The following is a 20,896-nucleotide window of genomic DNA, read 5'->3' on the forward strand; positions in this document are numbered from 1 at the left end:
TAGAGACGCTATCACCTAAATCTTAATTTCAATAAATGCATCGTCGCGCATTTCTTGTAGCCAAATTTGCGTTTCATCTTCAAAGCGTCGGTTGGTTAGCATCTGTCGCGCTTTGGCCCGAATCGCTTCTTCAGTTAAATCTTCATCGCGACGTTCGATCACTTCGAGTAGGTGCCAACCAAATTGCGATTTAAAGACTTCACTCAATTCGCCAACTTTAGTTTTGTTTATCACGTTGCTAAATTCTGGCACAAAGGTGTCTGGTTGAGCCCAGCCCAAATCGCCACCACCCATTTTTGAACCGATATCTTCGGAGTGATCTTTTGCTAGCTCATCAAAATTCGCTTCGCCATTGAGTATTTGTGTGCGCATCTTTTCTAGCTTGGCTTTGGCTTTTTCGTTAGTGAGAATAGCGCTGGGCTTTATCAGAATGTGACGGGCGTGTACTTGAGCAACAATCTGTTTGGTTTCGCCGCGTTTTTCATACAATTTAAGAATGTGGAAGCCCGCTTGGCTGCGTGCTGGAGCGGCTACTTGGCCCACTTCAAGCGTTGGCGCAATTTCCGCAAACAGGGTGGGTAATTGTGATGTCTTTCGAAAACCTAAATCACCACCTTGCAATGCTGCGGGGCCGCTGGATTCGGCGATCGCGGTTTCTGCAAAGTTTCCGCCTGCAGAGAGTTGCTCGTAAATACGTTTAGCTTTCGCTTCGGCAGTACTCACTTCTTCTTTGCTGGGGGAGGGCGGTAAGCTAATTAAAATGTGGCCTAGATGATAGTCGGGCGAGATCCAAAATTGCGCATCGGCCGATTTTAAGAAGTTGGTGATTTCTTGGTCGGATATACGAATACGGCCACGTACCACACCTTGTGAGATATTAGAGATTAAAATTTCGCGGCGCATTCTCTCGCGAAACTCATTCAGGGTAAGCCCATCTTTTGCCAGCTCTGCAATAAGCGTGGGCTTGTCCCAGCCGCGCTCGGAAGCGATGTTGGCAACGGAGTTGTTAACGTCGGCATCTGGAACTTCAATGCCGTAGCGCTTGGCCATGTTTATTTGCAGGGTTTCGGCGATTAGTTGATCCAAAATCTGCTTTTTAAGGATGTCTTCTTCTGGAAGACGCATACCTGCTTTGGCGGCGCGCACGGCAATATCGGCGGTGCGATTGTCGAGCTGTGTTTGGGTTATAACCGCCTGGTCGATAATGGCGATAATTCGGTCGAGCATCTCTGGTTGTGCAGCGACTAAATTGCTGGCCAGAAGTGTGCTAAGAGAGAGTGCTGCTAACAGGTGTTTAAATGAATGCATGATTTTTTTACTGTTGGAGTAATTGTTCGCGCTCGCGATAGCCATAAATGCTGTCTTCAAGCAGACTGTCTACTTTCGCCCCGGAACTGCCGAGACCTTTCAATTGGATTTCTAAAAACAGGCCTTGATCATAGAGCGCATCGTTGCTCTCTGAAAGGGCTGCTATATTACTGTCCAGCCAGCGGCGCGCCAAGACCCGCGCTCGATAACAGCAATCGTTGTATTCGAGCCCGAAAAACACTTCCAGTTCCCGGCTTTGTCCAAAGTCGTAGTTGTAGCGCCCCATTGCGTACCATTGTTTGTTAATCGGAGCGATAAAGGAGGCGTCAACCTGATCTAACCCTTGGTTGCTCGCCGAACTCGTTCCTGCACGTACGTAGCTGTAGGCGATATTGACGAGGGTTTCATTGGCACTGCTGGCGTATTGCATACCGGCCGTACCGCGGCTGAACTTTGACGATTCTTGGTCGTAAAGTGCGGTGGTGTAAAAACGCCCAAGCGAGCCGAGGTTGATGCGCATCTCCCCCGCTATTTCTGACGTGGCCTTGTTGCTGATGGCTTCGTCCAGCGTAATCCGGCGCTTATCGTAATAGTGGATTTGGCCAATGCTGGCGCTGAACAGCTCTTCACCAGTGCTGTTGTCGTACCAGCGCGAGGTGACACCAGTGGTGAGCCGGCGGGTGTCATCGAGCCTGTCACCGCCACTGAAGCGGGTGTCGCGATAAAGCTGTGAATAGGTAAAAGTACGGTCACTGGTATCGAAGTTTACCGATTGGCCGTCATCGGTAATGTTAAAAAGGTCGCTGTGATCATCGTACTGCCGATACACATAAAACATGCGGGGTTCGATGGTTTGCAAAAATCGACCGCTGTTGTGTTCGAATATTAAGCCTGTATCGATGCTGCCTTGCGCCGCCGCGACGCCGAGAGATGAGTCGGCATCAAACGAGAGTGCCTCATCGTCGAGCTCGTAATTAAGGCTCTTGACGCCAATTTCAGGCCGGAAAAACCCCCAGCTAGCACGTCGATCCCAGTTGATGCGGTAGTCCGTTGCTAAGCGATGCCCGGTAATGACCGGTCGGCCGTCGGCCCAGTATTTGTCGTTGTGAGTAAAGTGGTTGTACTCGTTATCTAGTTCAAAGCCAAATCCTTGCCAGCGGTAATAGCCGTCCATACGAATTTGCGGTAGGCGCTGGTAGGGGTCGTCAACATCGTAGAGCAGCACCTGATAGTTCTGTAGTCGACTGCTTAGTTGCCAATTCTGAAACATGTAGCCCGCTTCAAACGACTGGTTCAGGTGAGTGGTGTTTTGCAGGCTAAGGGAACTCGCACCCAAGTCTCGAAAGTAATCGTTGTCACTCACGTTGGTGTAATCCAAGCGGGTGTACCAGGCGTCGTCGGTACCGCCAATCTGCTCGAAGTGGTTCATCCAGCGGCCTTTACCCTGATGTGGTTTGGCTTCGGCTTCGCTGATTAGGCCAGCATTTATTTGGTCTTCTAGTTCGGGGTTAAGACCGCCGCGATCGTTGGCAAGGTAGGCGCCATTGTACTGGCTTAGCCAGTTGGCACTTAGGTGACGGGTTTCTAGCTCTAACATCGCGCCCCGTTTAAAGAGGAGTCGCGGGGTGATGGTGGCATCTAAATTTGGCGCGATGTTCCAGTAGTAGGGCTGGGCAATATCAACGCCGTTTGTTTCGCTAACACTGAGCGAGGGGAACAGCAGCCCAGATTTGCGCTCTTCGCCAACGGGGAAGCTAATGTAAGGAACATAGAGAATAGGAATATCGGCTACTCGCAACACCACATTGCGGCCAGTACCTTGATTGTTGGCGGCATCTAGGCTGATTTCATCGCCTTCCAAACTCCAAGCGTTGCTGCCGGGTTCGCAGCTGGTGAATTTGCCGTCGCGAAGAATAATGACCTTATCTTCGGTTTGTTGCACTGATGCTGCGCCGCCGCGAAGATGTTGGCGGTGCAATACAAAGCTAGCATCGTTGAATTCGGCGGTGTTGTTGCCGCCATTCATATGGGCTTCGCTGCCACGTAGCACAACACCGGGCTGACGAATGGTGACATTCCCCTCGAGACTCGCCTGATCTGTGTCGATTTGGTAGGTCATGACCTCGGCGCCGATTTCGCGCGGACCTTGAGATACGCGCACATCGCCACTTAGTATGGCGACTTCACCATCGGTCATGGTGGAGGCGTCAGCTTCAATAACGAGAGGCAGCTGATCTAAATCGGTATTTAGCTCGCCAGAGGAACGCAATTGCTCTAAGCGGTCCGCCATAGGGTCGACATACATGCCGGTGCAGCCGCTACGCAGGGCTTGTTTTTGTTCTGGGCTGAGCAGTTCATAGGGAACCCAGTCGAAATTGTCTATGGGACTAGTCGCTGGCTCGTCAACCGTTGCCGCAAAACTTAACGGCGACAAACACGCGGTGAGCAGGTGCAAGTATGAACCTATCGCAATAGCGCGTGCAGGCGAACGCTGTTTCCGACTCGCGCTTAGCCCGGAGGGCAACTTGTAGCGGGAGTGGGGCTTGGGCATACTGGCGTCCTTCAAAAAGCGCGGCAAAAAATGATCGGCGGCGGTAATATCAATTGAAATATTTGTAATAGCACATGTATAAAAAACGTGCGGCTCGCTCGCAGATTCAACAAGCAGTGCACGGCAGGTGCTAATGGAGCCGAGATTCTACTGGTGTAACTGCCAATAGTACATTCAAGCTGGGCAAATGCAGGAAAAACTAGAACAATAAATCCTCTTGCACGACTAAACTTCAAAATACGATTCAGATAAATCGATTTCAGCCGAGTCGTAAATGGCTCCATTTGATTGCGGCGAGTCAGGCGTTAGATTTAATGTTGCGATATTTAATTTAGAGAGTCCGCGCGGGCCTAGTTAGCCTTGCGCGATTCGCTATTTGGATTAATGGGTTCAATCAAATAAGAAGGAGAGCTTTGTGGCTGCAGGTCAAACCGCTTTATCACTCTCGGAAGCTCAGCGGCAGCAGATGATTGCCGAATTAGCGCAGTGGGTTTCTGAACAGCTAGCGCAACAGGGGGGCGCGTCGCAGGTCAATTATCATTTGCCCATTACCCCTGATAATTGGCAGCCGCTTGGTGGCGACGCTGGTTTTAGGCGCTACTTTCGCATTGCGGGCAGTACTAACTTGTTGGCGGTTTGGGCGCCTCCCAGTACCGAGAAAAACCACGCCTTTGTTGTGATTGCGGAGTTTTTGCGCAATCGCGGGATTCCCGCTCCACAAGTGCTGGGGTTTGAGGCCGAGCGAGGTTTTTTGCTGGTGGAAGACTTTGGCGAGTTGATGTATCTCGACCAGTTAAATGCCGATAACGTCGACGCACTCTACGGTCAAGCGTTGATCTGTCTACTGCGTATACAACAGTGCGAGGCGGACAAAACCATTTTTGAGCCTTACGATATGCCCATTTTACAGCGTGAAATGGGGCTATTTAGTGAGTGGTTTGTGCCCCGGCTATTGGGTTATGAGCTTACCTGCGATGAGCGAGAAATGTTAGCCCGCAGTTTTTCAATACTGGCAGAAAGTGCGCTAGAGCAGCCACAGGTGATCGTCCACCGCGATTTCCACTCTCGAAACTTAGTTTATCGCGATCACGCTTGCCCCGGCATTATCGACTTTCAGGACGCGTTGCTGGGGCCAATCACCTACGACCTCGTATCTTTGTTAAAAGATTGTTATATCCAGTGGCCCGCAGACAAAGTGCGTGCTTGGGCCTTGGCTTACGGGGCTATGGCGGTAGAGGCCGACATTATAGCGCCAACCTCTGAGGCGACTTTTTTGCGTTGGTTTGAACTCATGGGTTTGCAGCGGCACATTAAAGTGCTGGGCATTTTCGCTCGGCTTTATTTGCGAGATGGCAAGCAGGCTTACCTTAAAGATCTACCTTTGGTGGTGGAATACACTCGCAGCTGTGCGCGAGGCTATCCGGAGTTGGCAGAATTCAGTCAATGGTTTGAACAGACGCTAATGCCGATTATTAGTACCCAAAGCTGGATGAGCGAGCGGTGATCCGCACCGCAATGCTTTTGGCTGCGGGCGAGGGACGGCGCATGCGGCCTCTAACCCTAACCACCCCAAAACCGCTGCTGCCGGTAGCCGGTTCGAGCCTTATCCAATTACAGCTTGCGCGTTTGCGTGACGCTGGCATCGAGCGCGTGGTAATTAACTTGGCTTATCTCGGCGAGCAGATCGCTCAAGCCCTTGGTGATGGCCGTCAGTTGGGGTTGGAAATTGTCTACTCGCGCGAAGCGCAACCACTCGAGACCGGCGGCGGCCTGAATGCCGCCTTGCCATTATTGGGGCGTGAGCCGTTTTTATTGGTTAACGGTGATGTTTGGAGCGATATTGATCTGTTTGGTTTGGCGAAGGTTGGGCTGAAATCTGAAAGTCTTGCGCATCTGGTGATGGTGCCTAACCCCAACCATAATGGCGCGGGTGACTTCAGTTTGGCGGCGGATGGCAAGCTTCAGCTCGTTACTGGTGAGCCGGATAGGGTGAGCCTTGGATCTAAAAACCGCATAGTTTCGGCCCCTTCTTTTGGTATCGCTTGCACCTATAGCGGCGTGGCCATACTTGATCCAGCGGCGATTCAAACCTATCCAAAGCGTCGCAATCTATTTCCGTTGCGAGAGGTGCTTTATTGGCTGATCGAGCAGCGCCGGATTAGCGGTGAGCTTCATCAGGGCGCTTGGTTGGATGTCGGCACGCCTGAGCGTTTAGCTGAGCTGCGGGAATTGCTGGAAGCACGTTAATGATTAATCTCTAGCGCTTCCCGATCTCAACACCGCGTGCATTTTTATAAAGGTAGCCGCGCACTCGTTTTGCCAGTTGGCTATGTTGGTTCTCGCGCTCGAGGGTTGGCCAGATGAGTTGTAACTGTCGGTAGCCGCTTAACTGCTGTTGTTTCGCCGCGCGCTGGCGCGCCGCCGCTTCTATGTTGTCGCGGTAATCGAGGTTATAAAAAATATCCAATATCGGTAACTGACGGTCTAGTATGCGTTCAACCAGCATTGGCTCTTGTTCGCCGCTAGGCAACATGTTGCGGGGGTTTACCAGAACTAAGGCGCGGATTGGCCGCTGCACATTTGAGTGGTTTCGTTTGTTTTTTTGCGACCCCGGTGGCAGGGTTAATTCCGGCGGCGTCACGGCTTCCAAGTAGGCGGCCGCGCGTGCGGCGCCGAGCCCCTGACCTAACAGTACAATATTGTATTGTCCTCGTGAGTTTAGATATTCCATTGCGGCTTTAATCCGAGCCTGAACTTCTAGCTCAAGGGCGATAGCGTCATCAGATTCTCGCTGCTGTGTTTGTTGAGTTTCGTCTTTTGCTAGTTCTTGGGTCGTACCGGGCGGAGGTTCTGTGGGCGGTTCGTAGGCCTCATCCTCTGGTGCGACTGCGGGTACGGTTGAAGAATCATCAGGCGGTACTTTGTTGTCGTTCGCGGTGACGATTGGCAAGATACGGGCGCTCGGTTGTGTCTGCGCTGGATCGGGCAAAGCGACGGACAGTGTAGTCCAGCCATGGTCTGATAGCTCCGAACGCAGCTGGGAAATAGCATCCGGTGAATTTAAGGTTTGCCCCGCGCCGTGCAATATCAACACGGCACCAAAGGGTTCACCGCTGGTCTCTGTTTGCCAGAGGCTGAGAAACGTCTTGCCTGCGGCATTGAGTTCCACCAAACCCTGCCCCACTAACTCCTGTTTAAGTAATCGCGTTTGGCTTAGGGTTGGGTTGGCGGGAGAGCGCTTGATTGGTGTAGGTTTGGTGCTAGCAGCGGCTGCTGATTCTGAATTTGGAGTATTGTTTGCGGGCGGGGGCTCTTGCGCTAATCCAGCGCTAGCCAGACTCATACAGACACTAATTAAGAGCGTGTTATAGCGTTGGACGAAGCGGCGGCCGATACGGGTACTATAGGTGTTTAGAGAAGTTGTCATATTCAGTACAATAGCCACAGATAATTTTTGCCAGATGCTGGCTTACAGGTTTAATGAAATCCCAAGGTTGCAACAATGGTTACATCGAACGTCTCAGTTTTAGCGAATGTAGAACAAACTGCTCCTCATTACAGGATAGCACCTTCTATTCTTGCGGCCGATTTTGCACGGCTTGGTGAAGAAGCCGCCGCCGTATTAGACGCTGGCGCCGACATTATTCACTTTGATGTGATGGACAATCATTACGTGCCCAACCTTAGTTTTGGGCCGATGGTGTGTAAGGCGCTGCGAGACTACGGCATAACCGCACCCATCGATGTACATTTGATGGTGACGCCAGTCGACGACCTGATTAGCGGCTTTGCCGATGCGGGGGCCACCTACATTACCTTTCATCCCGATGCTACCCGCCACCTAGATCGCTCGCTAAAACTAATTCGCGACAAGGGCTGTAAACCGGGGTTGGTACTGAACCCTGCGGTGGGATTTGATGGCATTGAATTTGTGTTGGATCAGCTCGATATGCTGTTACTCATGTCGGTAAACCCAGGTTTTGGCGGCCAGAAATTTTTACCCTACGTGCTCGATAAAGTCGCGCGTGCACGCGAACTAATTGATGCGCGCGGGCTATCGACTCACCTAGAGGTTGACGGCGGTGTGACGGCTGAAAACATTGCAGCGTTAGCCGCTGCCGGTGCAGATACGTTTGTCGCCGGTTCCGCTATTTTTGGTGCGCCGGATTATCGCGCAGCGATCGCGCAAATGCGTGATAAACTGGCATCTGTTGATTAATGTTTAAAACAACTAGGCTATATCCATTCTTATGATGCTCAAACGTCATTTCATTTCTGGGTTTTTATTCATCGAGCGCTGGCGCCAGCTAGATGCCTAGCGCCGCCGTATCGGCGCGTCACTGTTCAGCGCTGAAAGCCGCTCTGTTATTGTCGCTACCCAAGTGCGTTTGAGCCGCTTGCAATGCTTGGTCTTTAGCTTAGATTTTTAGAAAGAGATTCCACCATGACTCCCGAAATGTTTACCCAGCTTGTCGGCGAGGGCTACAACCGTATCCCCGTAACACGCGAAGTACTGGCTGATACTGAAACGCCACTATCCAGTTACTTAAAGCTTGCCAGTGGTCCTTATTCCTACTTGTTTGAATCTGTACAGGGCGGCGAAAAGTGGGGGCGGTATTCGATTATCGGTCTGCCAGCTTCAGAGCGTATAGAAGCGCGCGGCAATCAAATTTCTCACATCCTTGATGGCAAAATTATCGATGAGATTCAAAGCGACGACCCGCTTGAATTCGTGCGACAGTTTCAGCAGCGCTACCAAGTACCCGAGTTGGAAGGCCTACCGAATTTCAGTGGCGGCCTAGTTGGCTATTTTGCCTACGACTGTGTGCGCTATGTCGAACCGAAACTTGCCGCGTCGACACCGCCCGACGAGCTAAACACGCCGGATATCCTGCTGATGATTTCAGAAGAGGTGCTGGTGTTCGATAATCTGCGTGGAAAAATGCACATAGTGGTACACGCAGATCCGGCTCGTGACGGCGCCCTTGCCGATGCCGAGGCACGTCTAGATATGCTCGAACAGCGTTTGGCCGCCGTGGTTCCCCATGCGCCCGCGATGCGATCAAATCCTGGCAACTATAAAAGTGAAGCCAATTTTGTGTCGAGTTACGGCCGTGATCGTTTTATGGCCGATGTCGACCGCATTAAAGATTATATTTTGGCTGGCGACACTATGCAGGTGGTGATCTCTCAGCGGTTGAGCCACGACTATAACGGCGAGCCCATTAACCTCTACCGCGCTTTGCGTTGCTTGAACCCGTCTCCTTACATGTATTTTCTGAATTTGGGGGATCACCATGTGGTAGGTTCCAGCCCCGAAATTTTGGCGCGCTTAGAAGACGGGGAAATGACCGTGCGACCAATCGCCGGCACCCGTCGTCGTGGTTATAGCGAAGCGGAAGATAAGGCACTAGAAGTAGAGCTAGTGAACGATCCTAAAGAAATTGCCGAGCACCTGATGTTGATCGATTTGGGTCGCAATGACGTAGGACGTGTAGCCGAAATAGGTTCAGTTAAACTCACCGAAAAAATGGTTGTGGAACGTTTTTCGCACGTAATGCATATAACATCCAATGTTACTGGCCAGCTCAAGGCGGGAATGGATGCCATTGACGTACTTAGGGCGGCTTTACCCGCAGGAACACTCTCCGGAGCGCCAAAAATCCGCGCTATGGAGATTGTTGACGAATTTGAGCCGGTCAAGCGTGGGATTTATGGCGGCGCAGTGGGGTATTTGGCGTGGAATGGCAATATGGATACTGCGATTGCCATCCGCACGGCGGTGCTAAAGGACGAAAAACTTTACGTTCAGGCGGGAGCCGGCGTTGTCGCCGACTCGATTCCTGAACTGGAGTGGAAAGAAACTATGAATAAAGCGCGTGCTTTGTTTTCAGCATTGGATTGGGCACAGTAGTCAAAAGCGGTTAACCTTTATACAGCGCCGAGGTATAGTGGCGCTGTTAATGTTGGTTATAAATAAGCCAGTAGGGTCCGTTTGGGTTGCAGTCGGGTGAGTCGCGGGCGCGACCACCTCAATTCTCAAACCGTAATAGCAGGGGAATTATCTTGGAAACCAAGGTCACAAGTCTGGGTAAGGTGTCATCTGTCGAAGCCGTGGTTAAAAAGCCGGCGCGGAGTGGGCAAATCGACAAGATGTCTGAAATCCACCGTTTCAGCCGTTCCGAATTGGATCGATTTAAGATTTTGTACCAGGGTTGTCCCAATTCCGAGCTTTTGAAAGTATTCCGGGATTTGCGAACGCGTATTTACGATAAAGCCAAAGGAAAGAATTTTGTTTGTATGGTGGCCTCGGTGGTTCCCGATGGCGGCGGCTCTTACGTCGCTAAAAACCTAGCCGCCGCAATCGCACTGGACCGTACGCGCACGGCGTTGGTTGTGGATGCGAACTTCTATGCGCCAACGATGCAAGAGCTGATCGTCACCGAAGCTGAGTTGGGTTTGACCGATTACCTTGACGATGAGGAACTGGGCTGCGAATCTATCGTTTATGCTTCCGGCATTCCTCGGGTGCGCATGATTCCCGTTGGCAGAAACACCGAGGGCGCAACCGAACGACTAACAACGCCTCGAATGCACACCTTCTTAAATGAATTAAGGAGCCGTTATAACGATCGCTTTATATTGCTGGATGCCCCCGCAATAAGCGAGTACTCAGCTGACGCACGTATTCTTGCGAGTTTGTGTGATTTGGTTTTACTGGTGGTGCCAACTGGACTCGTTAGCGAACCACAACTGAGAATGGCGATTGAATCTGTGGGTGAAGACAAAATTGCGGCACTGGTTTACAACAATCAATCGCCGTCTTAGGCTTGGCCGTTACGGCTAAGGTTAGGATCGCAACTTCATGCGGATCCAGTTGGGGCCAGCGCTCAACAGGTTTCATACCTCGAGCGCTTTGTATCTTAGCTGCAAATAAATCTACACATCCTGTAACTTATCCGACTGAATGTTGTATTTTTTCATTAGGTCGTAGAGTGTTGGCCGAGTAACTCCAAGTAATTTTGCCGTCGCAGAAACATTTGACTCGGTCATTGTCAGTGCCCGAATTATTGCCGCACGCTCGGCGTTATAACGTACTTGCCGCAAATTCAGGTTCAAACTTTCCTCTGAAACCAAGCCTAGGTCTTCCGACGACACTTGCTTGTCATCACACATGACCACGCCGCGTTTTATGCGGTTTTCCATCTCGCGAATATTTCCGGGCCACTGATAAGCCTCAATGGCTTCGATCGCTTCAGATGCAAAACCGGTCACAGGGGCTTTGGTTTGCTCTATCGTTTTCCGTAAAAAGTGTCGTGCGAGTAGCATCTTGTCGCCTTGTCGATCACGCAATGGCGGAATCTGAATCTCCATTTCGCAGATGCGGTAATACAGGTCTTCGCGGAATGAGCCATCGGCAACCATTTTGTGTAAATCTTTATTGGTCGCGCAAACAACGCGAACGTCTACAGGGATCTCCTCTCTACCGCCGACTCGCTCGATAACTCGCTCCTGTAAAAAACGCAGCAATTTCGCTTGTAGTGAAAGCGGCATATCGCCAATTTCGTCAAGGAATAGAGTGCCTTGCCCTGCGGTTTCGACCTTGCCTAAGGTACGTTTGTTGGCGCCCGTAAACGCACCTTTTTCGTAGCCAAATAGTTCGCTTTCCATCAGGTTTTCAGGCACAGCCGCACAGTTGATGGCAACCATGCGCTGATCTTTGCGTGGGCTCAAATTGTGAAGTGCGCGAGCCAACACTTCTTTACCCGTTCCGCTTTCGCCGGTGAGGGTGCAGGTCACGTCGGAGGGGGCAAGTTTCTCAATGGTTCGACATATTTTAAGCATCACCGGATCGCAGGCAACCACGCCGTCGAGTGGCGCTTGTTGTTGCTCTTGTAAACGTCTGTTTTGCTCTTCCAAATTATGGATGTGGTAGGCGCGCTGTAAGATCAGGTCGAGCGTTTCTGGGTTGACTGGCTTTTGGTAAAAGTCGTAAGCGCCCATGGCGACGGCGCGCACGGCATTTTCGTAGTCGGCGTTGCCTGTCATCACAATAATTTTTGCAGCGGGGTGCAGGTTGGAAATTTCTCGGATGCAGCGGAAGCCCTCATCCACGCCTTCGTCATCGGGTGGGAGACCGAGATCTTGCAAAATAATAGGCGGCTCATGTAGTCGAACGGCAGCAATGGCTTCTTCGCGATCGCCCGCCAAAACGACTTCGTATTGGTCGAAATGCCAGCGTAATTGGCTTTGCAGACCAAGATCATCTTCAATTATCAACAGTTTCTGTTTGTCGTCAGATTTCATTATTAGCTTCTAGTCAGACGTTTCAACGCCGTGTGTTTTACAAAAGGGGGAGAGTGATTATAAAGGTTGTACCTTCACCTACAGAACTCTCCACTGCGATGTTACCGCCAAGATTTTGGGTGTAATCTTTCGCTTGGAACATACCTATTCCCATCCCTTTACCTGTTTTCGTCGTTTCAAATGGTTTGAAAAGTCTATTTTGAATAAAGTCGGCATCCATACCCGAGCCGTTATCTTCTATTCGAATACTTAAAATTTTACTTTCCAGTTCCGCAGAGATGTCGATATAGCCTTCGGTGCTGGTGGCATCCTGCGCATTTTGAATGATATGAGTAAAAACCATCACCAAACTATCGTAGTCCGCCTTGATTTTCCAGTCTTCAAAGTTCGTCATGAGTGTGGGTACAGGCTTTGATTTTTGACAGCGCTTAACCGCGTCCAGTAATACCTGCTTCACCGACAATACTTTAATTTCTTCCGGCTCGTTGTGCTGTAACTTACGCAATAGATTATTCATTCGCGTAACAGAATTGTTAATCGTGTGAATGGTGTCGTCTACGAAGGCCGGATTATCTTTGTGCTTTTCGGCATTTTTAACCACTAATGATTGCTGTGCGATTAAATTCTTTAAGTCATGCATTACATAAGCGGATAACTTGTTAAATGCGTCAAACTGACGCGACTCGGCTAACAGTTCAGACTGTTCATGGCGCTCAAGGTAGCTGGCAATCTGTCGCCCGACTGTTTTGATAAGATCGAGATCTTCCCAGTTCAATGAGGCACGGCTTTGCGGTGCAGTTAAAATCATAAAGCCTTGCAGACTACGCTCATTAATCAGCGGAATAATGAGCCATACACCATCTACACTGGCAACCCAGCCAGGTAGTTGATCATTATGTTGTGCCAGAGCGTGGCTTAATGAATTGGGTGAAAAAACCCACTCCTGTTCAAGCTCTCGACAGAATGAGCTGGAATCTGGCTCGACCATTTCGCTTACATCGAGATTTAAATTGTACTGCTGTACGGGCACCAGTATCTTGCCACGTTTCAGCCAGAGCGCCCCAGAATTACACTTGAATAAGTTGGCTACGACCTTTAGAGCGCGGGTGTGAATCATCTGCGGCTCGGTGGGCTGGGATAGCTGATTAATAAGTTTTAACCACTCGGCTCGGTAGTCGTATTTATGACTGAACAGATGTTTGTTAATTAACACGGTCATGCGTTCGCGAACCGTGTGGGAGACAAATACCGCTGCGACCGCTATCACGCCACACACAAGGACAAGAGTGTAGAGAATGGTTCCCCAGCTGCCCCCGTAGAGTTCTACGTAATAGCCGCCGATAGAGAGAATGGTTAGTAGGCCGCCAGCGATTGTTAGGGATGTGGTGTAAAACGCTACCGGTCGGGAAAAGGTAATCCGGGCGGATTGCATCGATGGCTGATTTAAAACGGCAACACCGATGGTCATAAAAACACTCGTTGCCATGGCAACGGCTGCGCGTGCCTGCCAAAGGTCTGAATTAAGCTGCGGGAATATAAGGTTCTGCGAAAATAAATAGGCGTCGAAGGCAAATACAATAGCGAGGTTAAGGCAGATCAGTTTAATAAGACGGTAGTTGACAACGTTACGGTAGAGTTGCTCTAGGCAGAGTAGCCCAAGAATAGAGAAAGCAATGCCTTGCCAAATAATAAATTTTTCGATGTGACTTTCGAGCAGGTCTGTACTGCCAACGAAGATGCTGCCCACTATTGCGGCGGCTGATATACCATAAACTGCCGAGCGAAAGATAAGGGGCATGTTACTTCGGCAGAACACTTCGGTATTTTTAATTAGTGCGAACATCCAAGCAGCGTAGTGAAGTGTTTCTAAGCAGAGTAAATGTGCGGCCCCTAGTTGGGGTATTTGCGAAGTAAGGGGGACGCTAGCAAGCCAGAGAGTTTGAAAGAGGATGGCTAAGGGGAAGGACCAATGTAGACGGGTGCGTTTTGAAAGAGTAATCAGGGTTGCACACAGAATAAGCGACAATATCGCGGCGCTCGCAAATGCCGTTTGGGTTACGTTACTGAACTCCATTAAATCACTCTAGCTATCGTTGAACGTTTTTTATAAGCACTAACCGCTGTCGCTGAGAAGGGTAGACGCAGCGATCAGCAATTGGTGTTTTGGGTTTAGGCGGCTTGTTTTAGATGAGTGACGACTTTACCCATTAAGCGCTCAAACATCGGCCGAGAATCTAAAATTTTGGCCCGCTTAAATTGCATGTCTACTGCAAATTGTCGACGCGACCGATCCAAAATTTTGAGGCCGAAGCGATTGACGAAGATGTAGCTATCGGTATCTATCTTACTGCTGAGCTTACAGCGTACGTGCTTGCTTGAGGCTTCGTCGAGATATTCGACCCATGTGCCAAGGGGGATGTCTTTGGCCTGCGAGTAATAGCGGTTGGAAAGTTCTTCGTAGCGCGATTGCTGGCGTTCTAGCGCGGTCATCTCCTCCCAGGTTTTCTGGTCGGGTTCGAGCTTGCCAAGGGCGCTCTTCTGGTCATCGGTAAGTGGCGTAAGCCCGCCATTATCGTCGGAGATGTCATTAATAGAAATCAGTGTCTCGGCGATTGCGTCAACCTTGGCCTGACGTGTTTCTGGGTTGTCTATTGCGGCTTCAAGCCCCGATTCTATCCGTTGCAGCACTTCTGGTTGGAGGCGTTCACGACGCGCGAGCGCGCGAACATCGGAGCGTGGTTGGCAAAGCCAGACAATGTCGCTAATTAAGTTTTCAGCTTCCACCCATTCGGTGCTTTCTTTACCGTGCTTTAGGTGGGTAATAATCATGACTTGAAGCCAGGTATTGGCTAAAAAGCTGCCGACTGCTTCGGGCAATTGCTCATCTTTTAATTTTCGATACAGCGTTGATTGCGCCGCTGCTCGAGCATGACGAATACGTGACTTGCCTTCTTCTGCCTGAGTCGTACGTTGTTCGACTAGGCGAGCCTTGCGTTTCTCTTTGGCGAGATCGCTTTCGAGATCTTCCAGTACCGTGGCGAATACTGAGTCGTCGGTTCGGTAGAGGCGGTTGATGGTTTGTACGCCATCTGCAATTTTGCGGTAGAGCGCATCTCGCTCGAGCGGCTTGGTTTCATCAAATGCTAAGCCGGCGCTGGTGATGGTGTTAATCAAGCGGCGCGCCGGGTGTTGCTCGTTGGTGAGAAACGTGCGATCGCGAAGCGCTACTTTTAATAATGGAATCTGAAGGCGACATATCAGTGATTGCACAACGAGAGGAAGGTTTTCATCTGCGAGCACGTTGTCGAAAAACATCGCAATAAGATTGATGATGTCTTCATCAGGCTGCTCTAGCGCTTGCGGTACTTCTGGGTCTCGCTTGGCTAACAGCTGGTTCACGACTTCGGTAATGATGTTCTTTGGTGACAAGTTGGACAGCTGTCTATCGACAACGGGCTGAGAGCGAGTCAGTAGCGAATTCAACTGCGGGGAGGCCATGATAGGGCCAGGATTGCTGGAGTATAAATAATAGGTGTAGGGCCCGGAGTTGCGAGTGCCGCCATTGGCAACCGCGTTGCCGGAAGTGCGAACATTCGCCATAAGAGCGCTAAGTGCATTTACGTCGAGCTGAAACTGCAAGGATGCGGCGGTGTTTTCTGCCGCTTGCTCCATAGATGGCACAGGAGTATCCGTGCTTGGTGCTGCAACGCTTTCGGCACTGCGGCTGCGGTTTAGGCCGCGCGGTACTTTGGGTAAAATCCCAGCATCGACTAAGGTTTGGTTCGCGTCTGAGTAAATGTGACCTAGCTGCCTAAGGACATGCTTTTCAAATAGTTTAAACAGAATTAAGCGTGCTTTGATGTTGATTTTGAGTTGGCTTTCGCAAGCTTTTACAAACGCTTGGGCGAAACACTCGGGATCTAGAGGGTTGTTCTCTTCGGCAACACGCACTTCGAGCAGGAGGTGGTCAAGGCGGATTGTCAGCTCGTATAGCTCTTCTTTATAGCTATCTCGAGTGCGGCTAGTCATGTTACTTAGCGCCAGCTCCACCTCGAGAACATCACTCTCAACAATTGAAAGTTGGCTAGGGTTGGCATCGGCGTTGTTGAATCCGCTGTGCCCAGATTGGTGGCCGCTAACTAGCTCGTCGAAACCAGCGCTCAATTCTTGCGTAAAGGTCGAGGCTACGCCCTGTCGCTTGATGCGGATTTCACGCATTGATTCGAAGTAGAGGTTTTGTTCGTTGTTACTAGTGGCACGCTTCGATAAATCGTAAAAGAGATCGTCAGTCGCGGAGAACATGTGTTCCAGCAGGCGTCCGCAGGCGTCTTGTGCTTGTTGACGGATGTGCTCGATGATTCGTGGAGGGTGGGCGCGCTTGCGACCGTCTCCTGAGACGACTTCGAGATGTTCCGGCTTCTCTTTTTTTGGCGGCATTTAATTAACGCTCTTTATCGTTAGTTGCGAGATTGTAGGCCTTGCTTTGTCCGTGCCCGTCATATTGATTTTATATTTCGAAAACAATTTCAATGGACTGCATATTACGTTTTAAGCTTTAGTGTAATTTATAATGCACAAATCATTCCGCTGGGATTTTTCTGTGCGTTAATACCGCCCTTGTCGTGACGCGCGTCTCGTTTTTTGAGTTTCTGCCCGAGGTTGCTTTCTGCGTCTCTTTAGTACTTTAGCCGCCGAGGTGTGGTTTTGTGCAGTAAATCGGCTTATATCGTACAAAATTAGTACAGGTTTGCTTTTTATAGCGACAAGATATTGTCGTTTTTCGCAGCTGCTTATTATTGGTGTTCGCTAAATTAACATTGTTTCGCCGCGGTAGCACCTCGCAGTCGACGAAAAATATATGTATGTAAAATTAGCTGACACTTTTTGCAACTTTACCTGTTACCCCTATTTTACGAATAGCGCCTATAATGGCGCTCTTTGTTAAATCACATATTTACTGTTGGCTGGCATCAGACATCGTCTGCTGGCAGCAAAAGATACTTTGAGATATTAATCATGCTGCTGATGATCGACAATTACGACTCATTTACCTACAACGTTGTGCAATATTTGGGTGAGCTAAAGGCGGATGTGGTCGTGGTCCGAAACGATGAGCTGTCGGTTGAGGAGATTGCAGCTCGCAACCCTGAGCGTATTGTGGTCTCGCCAGGGCCGTGCACACCGAACGAAGCAGGGGTGTCGGTTGCCGCGATTAAGCATTTTGCAGGCAAGGTTCCCATTTTAGGTATTTGTCTCGGTCATCAAAGTATCGGCCAGGCTTTTGGGGGGCAAATTGTTCGTGCGCGTGAGGTTATGCATGGCAAGGTGTCCTCTATGTACCACAACAGCACTGGTGTCTTTGCTGGTTTGCCGAACCCCCTTACCGCCACTCGCTACCATTCGCTAGTGATCGATAAGAATACCCTCCCAGATTGCTTGGAGGTCACGGCATGGACACAAACTGATGCGGGTGAGGTTGATGAAATTATGGGGGTTCGCCATAAAACCCTCGCTGTTGAGGGGGTTCAATTTCACCCCGAATCTATATTGAGCGAGTGCGGGCACAGCCTGCTGGAAAACTTTCTAAAAGCCACTTGCTAGCGTTACCGTTGGTTTCTTGCGTGGCACAGCTTGTGCTGCAGCACGACAAGGATTTGGGGCTGGTGCAATAAAACAATAACGAATGTAAAAAGGTAGGGATCATGAATATTCAACAGGCCATTGCAACTCTTGTTAATGGTGAAAGCCTTACGCAGGAGCAGATGCAGGCGGCTATGACTGCGGTGATGACCGGTCATGCAACTGACGCACAGATAGGCGCCTTTCTGGTCGCGTTGCGTATGAAGAGCGAGTCTATTGACGAGATTACCGGTGCGGCCATGGTAATGCGGGACCTAGCCACTAAAGTGGAGGTGAGGGCCGACAATTTAGTCGACACTTGTGGCACCGGCGGTGACGGCGCAAACCTGTTTAATGTTTCGACGGCGGCCGCATTTGTTGTGGCTGCGGCAGGCGGTCATGTTGCAAAGCATGGCAATCGCTCCGTTTCTAGTTCCACTGGCAGTGCTGATGTGCTCGAGGCTGCAGGTGTGAATCTGGGGGTGGCGCCAGAAGTTGTGGCGCGAGCTATCGCAGAGATCGGTGTTGGATTTATGTTTGCCCCCTCGCACCATAGCGCAATGAAGCATGCTATTGGCCCGCGTAAAGAGTTAGCCATGCGCACGATCTTTAATATGCTTGGCCCTATGACTAACCCGGCGGGCGTGAAGCGCCAGGTTATAGGTGTGTTTTCTGCGGCACTTTGTCGTCCTATGGCTCAAGTGTTGGCGCGTTTGGGTAGTGAGCATGTACTCGTTGTGCATTCAAAAGATGGTTTGGATGAGCTTTCGATTGCCGCGGAATCACATGTCGCCGAATTAAAAAATGGTGAAGTGTCTGAGTATACGGTCAACCCGAAAGACTATGGTGTGGCTAGTGACAACTTGGAGGGCTTGGGGGTTGCAACAGCTGCTGAATCTCTCGCGCTAATTCGCGGTGCTTTTGCTGGGGGAAAAACTGAGCAGATGCAGAAAGCCAGTAACATTATTGCGCTCAATGCAGGTGCGGCAATTTATGTGAGCGGTTTGGCCAGTTCCTTGGCGCTGGGAGTGGCTATGGCGGAGGATGCACTCGCCAGTGGTCTTGCTGGCGAAAAGTTAAAAGAGTTGGTGGAGTTCACCAACTGCTAGAGCCTTATTTATTTTGCGCGGCGTTGGCGAAAGCGCGCTTGGCGAAACACATTATTTATAAACATGAACGGAAAGAGCAGTGTCTGATACCCCTACAATTTTAAAAAAGATTATCGCCCGCAAACATCAAGAAGTGAGTGAGCGCAAGCCGCAGTGCTCCGTAGCGGAGTTACAGCAGCTTGCCTCGGCGCAACCTGCGGCGCGCGGATTTGTTGCCGCTATAGAGCGCAAGCTCGCTGCAGGAAAGTCGGCGGTGATTGCAGAGATAAAAAAGGCGTCCCCCAGTAAGGGTGTTATTCGCGCCGACTTTAATCCAGCCGAGTTGGCGAAAAGTTATCAGCGAGGTGGCGCCGCTTGCTTGTCGGTGTTGACCGATGTCGATTATTTTCAGGGTGCTGATCGCTATCTTCAGGAGGCGCGAGCTGCAGTATCGCTGCCGGTCATTCGCAAAGACTTTATTGTCGACCCTTATCAAGTAACCGAAGCTCGTGCGCTCGGCGCTGATTGCATCTTGTTAATTGTGGCGGCGCTGGAAAAGCAGCAGTTGCACGATTTAAATAGCCAGGCGCACGAGTTGGGTATGGATGTACTGATTGAGGTGCATGATGCGGCTGAGTTGGCGTGGGCTTTGGAGTTGCCGAACACGTTGGTTGGCATTAATAATCGCAATTTGCACACGTTTGATGTGACTTTGGATACAACTTTTGAGCTGTTGGCACAAATACCAAAAGATAAAATTGTTGTTACAGAAAGCGGAATTTTAGCAGCCGCGGATGTTGCGGCGATGCGTGCTAAAAACGTAAATGCTTTTTTAGTGGGGGAGTCATTTATGCGTGCGGACGAGCCAGGCGAAAAGCTAAACGAGCTATTTCAGACGGCCTAGTTTTGGGCAGAGAGTGAATCGAATGGGGTGTGTGCTTGGGGATGTAGAGCGCCCGCGCTGAAGCAGCAACGCTCTATTTTATTGATAAGGTAAATTGCGGCAAGGCGTGAGGCCTTAACCTAACCTAGCGTGTACCAAACACCACCATAGTTTTACCTTTGACGGACACCAGCCCTTGCTCTTCAAGGGTTTTTAGTACGCGCCCGACCATCTCGCGAGAGCAACCAACAATACGGCCAATTTCTTGGCGAGTAATTTTGATTTGCATGCCATCTGGGTGCGTCATGGCGTCTGGCTCTTTGCACAAATCTAGCAGCGTGCGAGCCACTCGACCTGTTACATCCAAAAAGGCCAAGTCGCCAACCTTGCGCGTTGTATTGCGCAGGCGTCGCGCCATTTGCGAGCCGAGTGCGAATAAAAATTCAGGGTGGCTTTCGCTCAGTTCGTGAAATTTAGAATAGGAAATTTCACCAATTTCGCATTCGGTTTTCGCTCGTACCCACGCGCTTCGCGCATCGTGAGCATCGAACAGACCCATCTCGCCAAAAAAATCACCGTCATTTAAGTAGGCAACAATCATTTCGCGACCCTCTTCATCTTCAATCAGTACGGTAACCGAACCTTTGATGATGTAGTACAGGGAGTCGCTTTTATCGCCTGCGTAAATAAGTGTGCTTTTAGCGGGATAACGCCGCCGATGACAATGACAGAGAAAGTCGTCCACATTTTGTATGTGGGGAGTTAGAGACACAGCTACCAACTTTGTACCCTCGGTTCTTCGAATTTTACAATTCCGTTTTAAGTAATCCCTATACCACTTTGTTTTTATTAGAATATACGGCATCTAAGTACAGTGCCGAGTATAACCTGAGAAATAGTTAAAACTGAATACTTAATCTGGTTTCTCGATAATAATCACATTTCCGTGAACGGGTTTTACCGAACCGCGCCCTATAGACTCTTAGCAGTTCTAGCTATTTAAAGTGCCGTCGAGGTTGCTGCATGGCTCATAGATTTTAGCGGAATAGCGTTTTGTGCTAGGCTGTCACGCTCTTCTTGTGCCGACAAGTTTGGCACTGTATTCAACAATCTTTTTATTTTGTTTGCGGCAACGGCTGC

The 20,896-nt window shown here is 50.2% G+C and carries 15 protein-coding genes; 8 read left to right on the plus strand and 7 right to left on the minus strand.

Going from position 1 to position 20,896, the window contains the following annotated elements; genetic code table 11:
• Positions 1 to 15: 15 nt before the first annotated feature.
• Together IDZ20_RS08485 and IDZ20_RS08490 are read right to left on the minus strand one after the other, a co-directional pair.
• The gene (locus IDZ20_RS08485) at positions 16 to 1,308 is read right to left on the minus strand and encodes a peptidylprolyl isomerase (RefSeq protein ID WP_188150997.1); all 1,293 of its coding nucleotides are present in this window, start codon (positions 1,306 to 1,308) and stop codon (positions 16 to 18) included.
• A gap of 7 nt (positions 1,309 to 1,315) precedes the next feature.
• Positions 1,316 to 3,859 carry an LPS-assembly protein LptD gene (locus IDZ20_RS08490; RefSeq protein WP_188150998.1) on the minus strand — a complete coding sequence of 848 codons (2,544 nt, stop codon included), beginning with the start codon at positions 3,857 to 3,859 and terminating at the stop codon, positions 1,316 to 1,318.
• A 415-nt stretch (positions 3,860 to 4,274) separates the two neighbouring features.
• Between IDZ20_RS08490 and IDZ20_RS08495 the strand changes: the two genes are divergently transcribed.
• Both IDZ20_RS08495 and IDZ20_RS08500 read left to right on the plus strand, forming a co-directional pair.
• Positions 4,275 to 5,363 carry an aminoglycoside phosphotransferase family protein gene (locus IDZ20_RS08495; RefSeq protein ID WP_188150999.1) on the plus strand — a complete coding sequence of 363 codons (1,089 nt, stop codon included), beginning with the start codon at positions 4,275 to 4,277 and terminating at the stop codon, positions 5,361 to 5,363.
• On the plus strand, positions 5,360 to 6,106 hold the full coding sequence (locus tag IDZ20_RS08500) for a nucleotidyltransferase family protein (RefSeq protein ID WP_281250560.1): 747 nt from the start codon (positions 5,360 to 5,362) through the stop codon (positions 6,104 to 6,106). Before IDZ20_RS08495 ends, IDZ20_RS08500 begins: the two co-directional genes overlap by 4 nt.
• A gap of 10 nt (positions 6,107 to 6,116) precedes the next feature.
• On the opposite strand, the gene IDZ20_RS08505 is transcribed toward IDZ20_RS08500, so the two are convergent.
• Complete coding sequence (locus tag IDZ20_RS08505) at positions 6,117 to 7,286, minus strand: DUF3530 family protein (RefSeq protein ID WP_188151000.1); 1,170 nt, start codon at positions 7,284 to 7,286, stop codon at positions 6,117 to 6,119.
• Positions 7,287 to 7,361: 75 nt separating this feature from the next.
• On the opposite strand from IDZ20_RS08505, the gene rpe reads away from it, so the two are divergent.
• From rpe to IDZ20_RS08520, 3 genes are all read left to right on the plus strand, one after another.
• A complete protein-coding gene (gene rpe, locus IDZ20_RS08510; protein ID WP_188151001.1) occupies positions 7,362 to 8,078 on the plus strand; it encodes a ribulose-phosphate 3-epimerase in 717 nt (238 codons plus the stop codon).
• Between the two features lie 225 nt (positions 8,079 to 8,303).
• Positions 8,304 to 9,773, plus strand: a complete 1,470-nt coding sequence (trpE, locus tag IDZ20_RS08515) for an anthranilate synthase component I (protein WP_188151002.1) — start codon at positions 8,304 to 8,306, stop codon at positions 9,771 to 9,773.
• A 152-nt stretch (positions 9,774 to 9,925) separates the two neighbouring features.
• Positions 9,926 to 10,687 carry a CpsD/CapB family tyrosine-protein kinase gene (locus IDZ20_RS08520; RefSeq protein ID WP_245792210.1) on the plus strand — a complete coding sequence of 254 codons (762 nt, stop codon included), beginning with the start codon at positions 9,926 to 9,928 and terminating at the stop codon, positions 10,685 to 10,687.
• Between the two features lie 111 nt (positions 10,688 to 10,798).
• Here IDZ20_RS08520 and prsR read toward each other — a convergent pair whose 3' ends face one another.
• The 3 genes from prsR to IDZ20_RS08535 all read right to left on the minus strand — a co-directional run bounded on the left by prsR (position 10,799) and on the right by IDZ20_RS08535 (position 16,603).
• A complete protein-coding gene (gene prsR / locus IDZ20_RS08525; protein WP_188151066.1) occupies positions 10,799 to 12,169 on the minus strand; it encodes a PEP-CTERM-box response regulator transcription factor in 1,371 nt (456 codons plus the stop codon).
• 34 nt (positions 12,170 to 12,203) lie between these two features.
• On the minus strand, positions 12,204 to 14,240 hold the full coding sequence (gene prsK, locus IDZ20_RS08530; protein ID WP_188151003.1) for an XrtA/PEP-CTERM system histidine kinase PrsK: 2,037 nt from the start codon (positions 14,238 to 14,240) through the stop codon (positions 12,204 to 12,206).
• A 95-nt stretch (positions 14,241 to 14,335) separates the two neighbouring features.
• Positions 14,336 to 16,603 (minus strand): DUF1631 domain-containing protein, encoded by a 2,268-nt coding sequence (locus IDZ20_RS08535; RefSeq protein ID WP_188151004.1) that lies wholly within the window; start codon positions 16,601 to 16,603, stop codon positions 14,336 to 14,338.
• Positions 16,604 to 17,182: 579 nt separating this feature from the next.
• Here IDZ20_RS08535 and IDZ20_RS08540 point away from each other — a divergent pair.
• From IDZ20_RS08540 to trpC, 3 genes are all read left to right on the plus strand, one after another.
• A complete protein-coding gene (locus IDZ20_RS08540; protein WP_188151067.1) occupies positions 17,183 to 17,767 on the plus strand; it encodes an aminodeoxychorismate/anthranilate synthase component II in 585 nt (194 codons plus the stop codon).
• A 101-nt stretch (positions 17,768 to 17,868) separates the two neighbouring features.
• Positions 17,869 to 18,894, plus strand: a complete 1,026-nt coding sequence (gene trpD / locus IDZ20_RS08545) for an anthranilate phosphoribosyltransferase (protein ID WP_188151005.1) — start codon at positions 17,869 to 17,871, stop codon at positions 18,892 to 18,894.
• A 79-nt stretch (positions 18,895 to 18,973) separates the two neighbouring features.
• Complete coding sequence (gene trpC, locus IDZ20_RS08550) at positions 18,974 to 19,777, plus strand: indole-3-glycerol phosphate synthase TrpC (RefSeq protein WP_188151006.1); 804 nt, start codon at positions 18,974 to 18,976, stop codon at positions 19,775 to 19,777.
• A gap of 124 nt (positions 19,778 to 19,901) precedes the next feature.
• On the opposite strand, the gene crp is transcribed toward trpC, so the two are convergent.
• Positions 19,902 to 20,537: a cAMP-activated global transcriptional regulator CRP gene (gene crp / locus IDZ20_RS08555; RefSeq protein ID WP_188151007.1), complete on the minus strand. Its 636-nt coding sequence runs from the start codon at positions 20,535 to 20,537 to the stop codon at positions 19,902 to 19,904.
• Between the last annotated feature and the right edge of the window lie 359 nt (positions 20,538 to 20,896).

Origin of the sequence: Teredinibacter waterburyi (assembly GCF_001922985.1) — a bacterium.
Taxonomy (GTDB): domain Bacteria; phylum Pseudomonadota; class Gammaproteobacteria; order Pseudomonadales; family Cellvibrionaceae; genus Teredinibacter; species Teredinibacter waterburyi.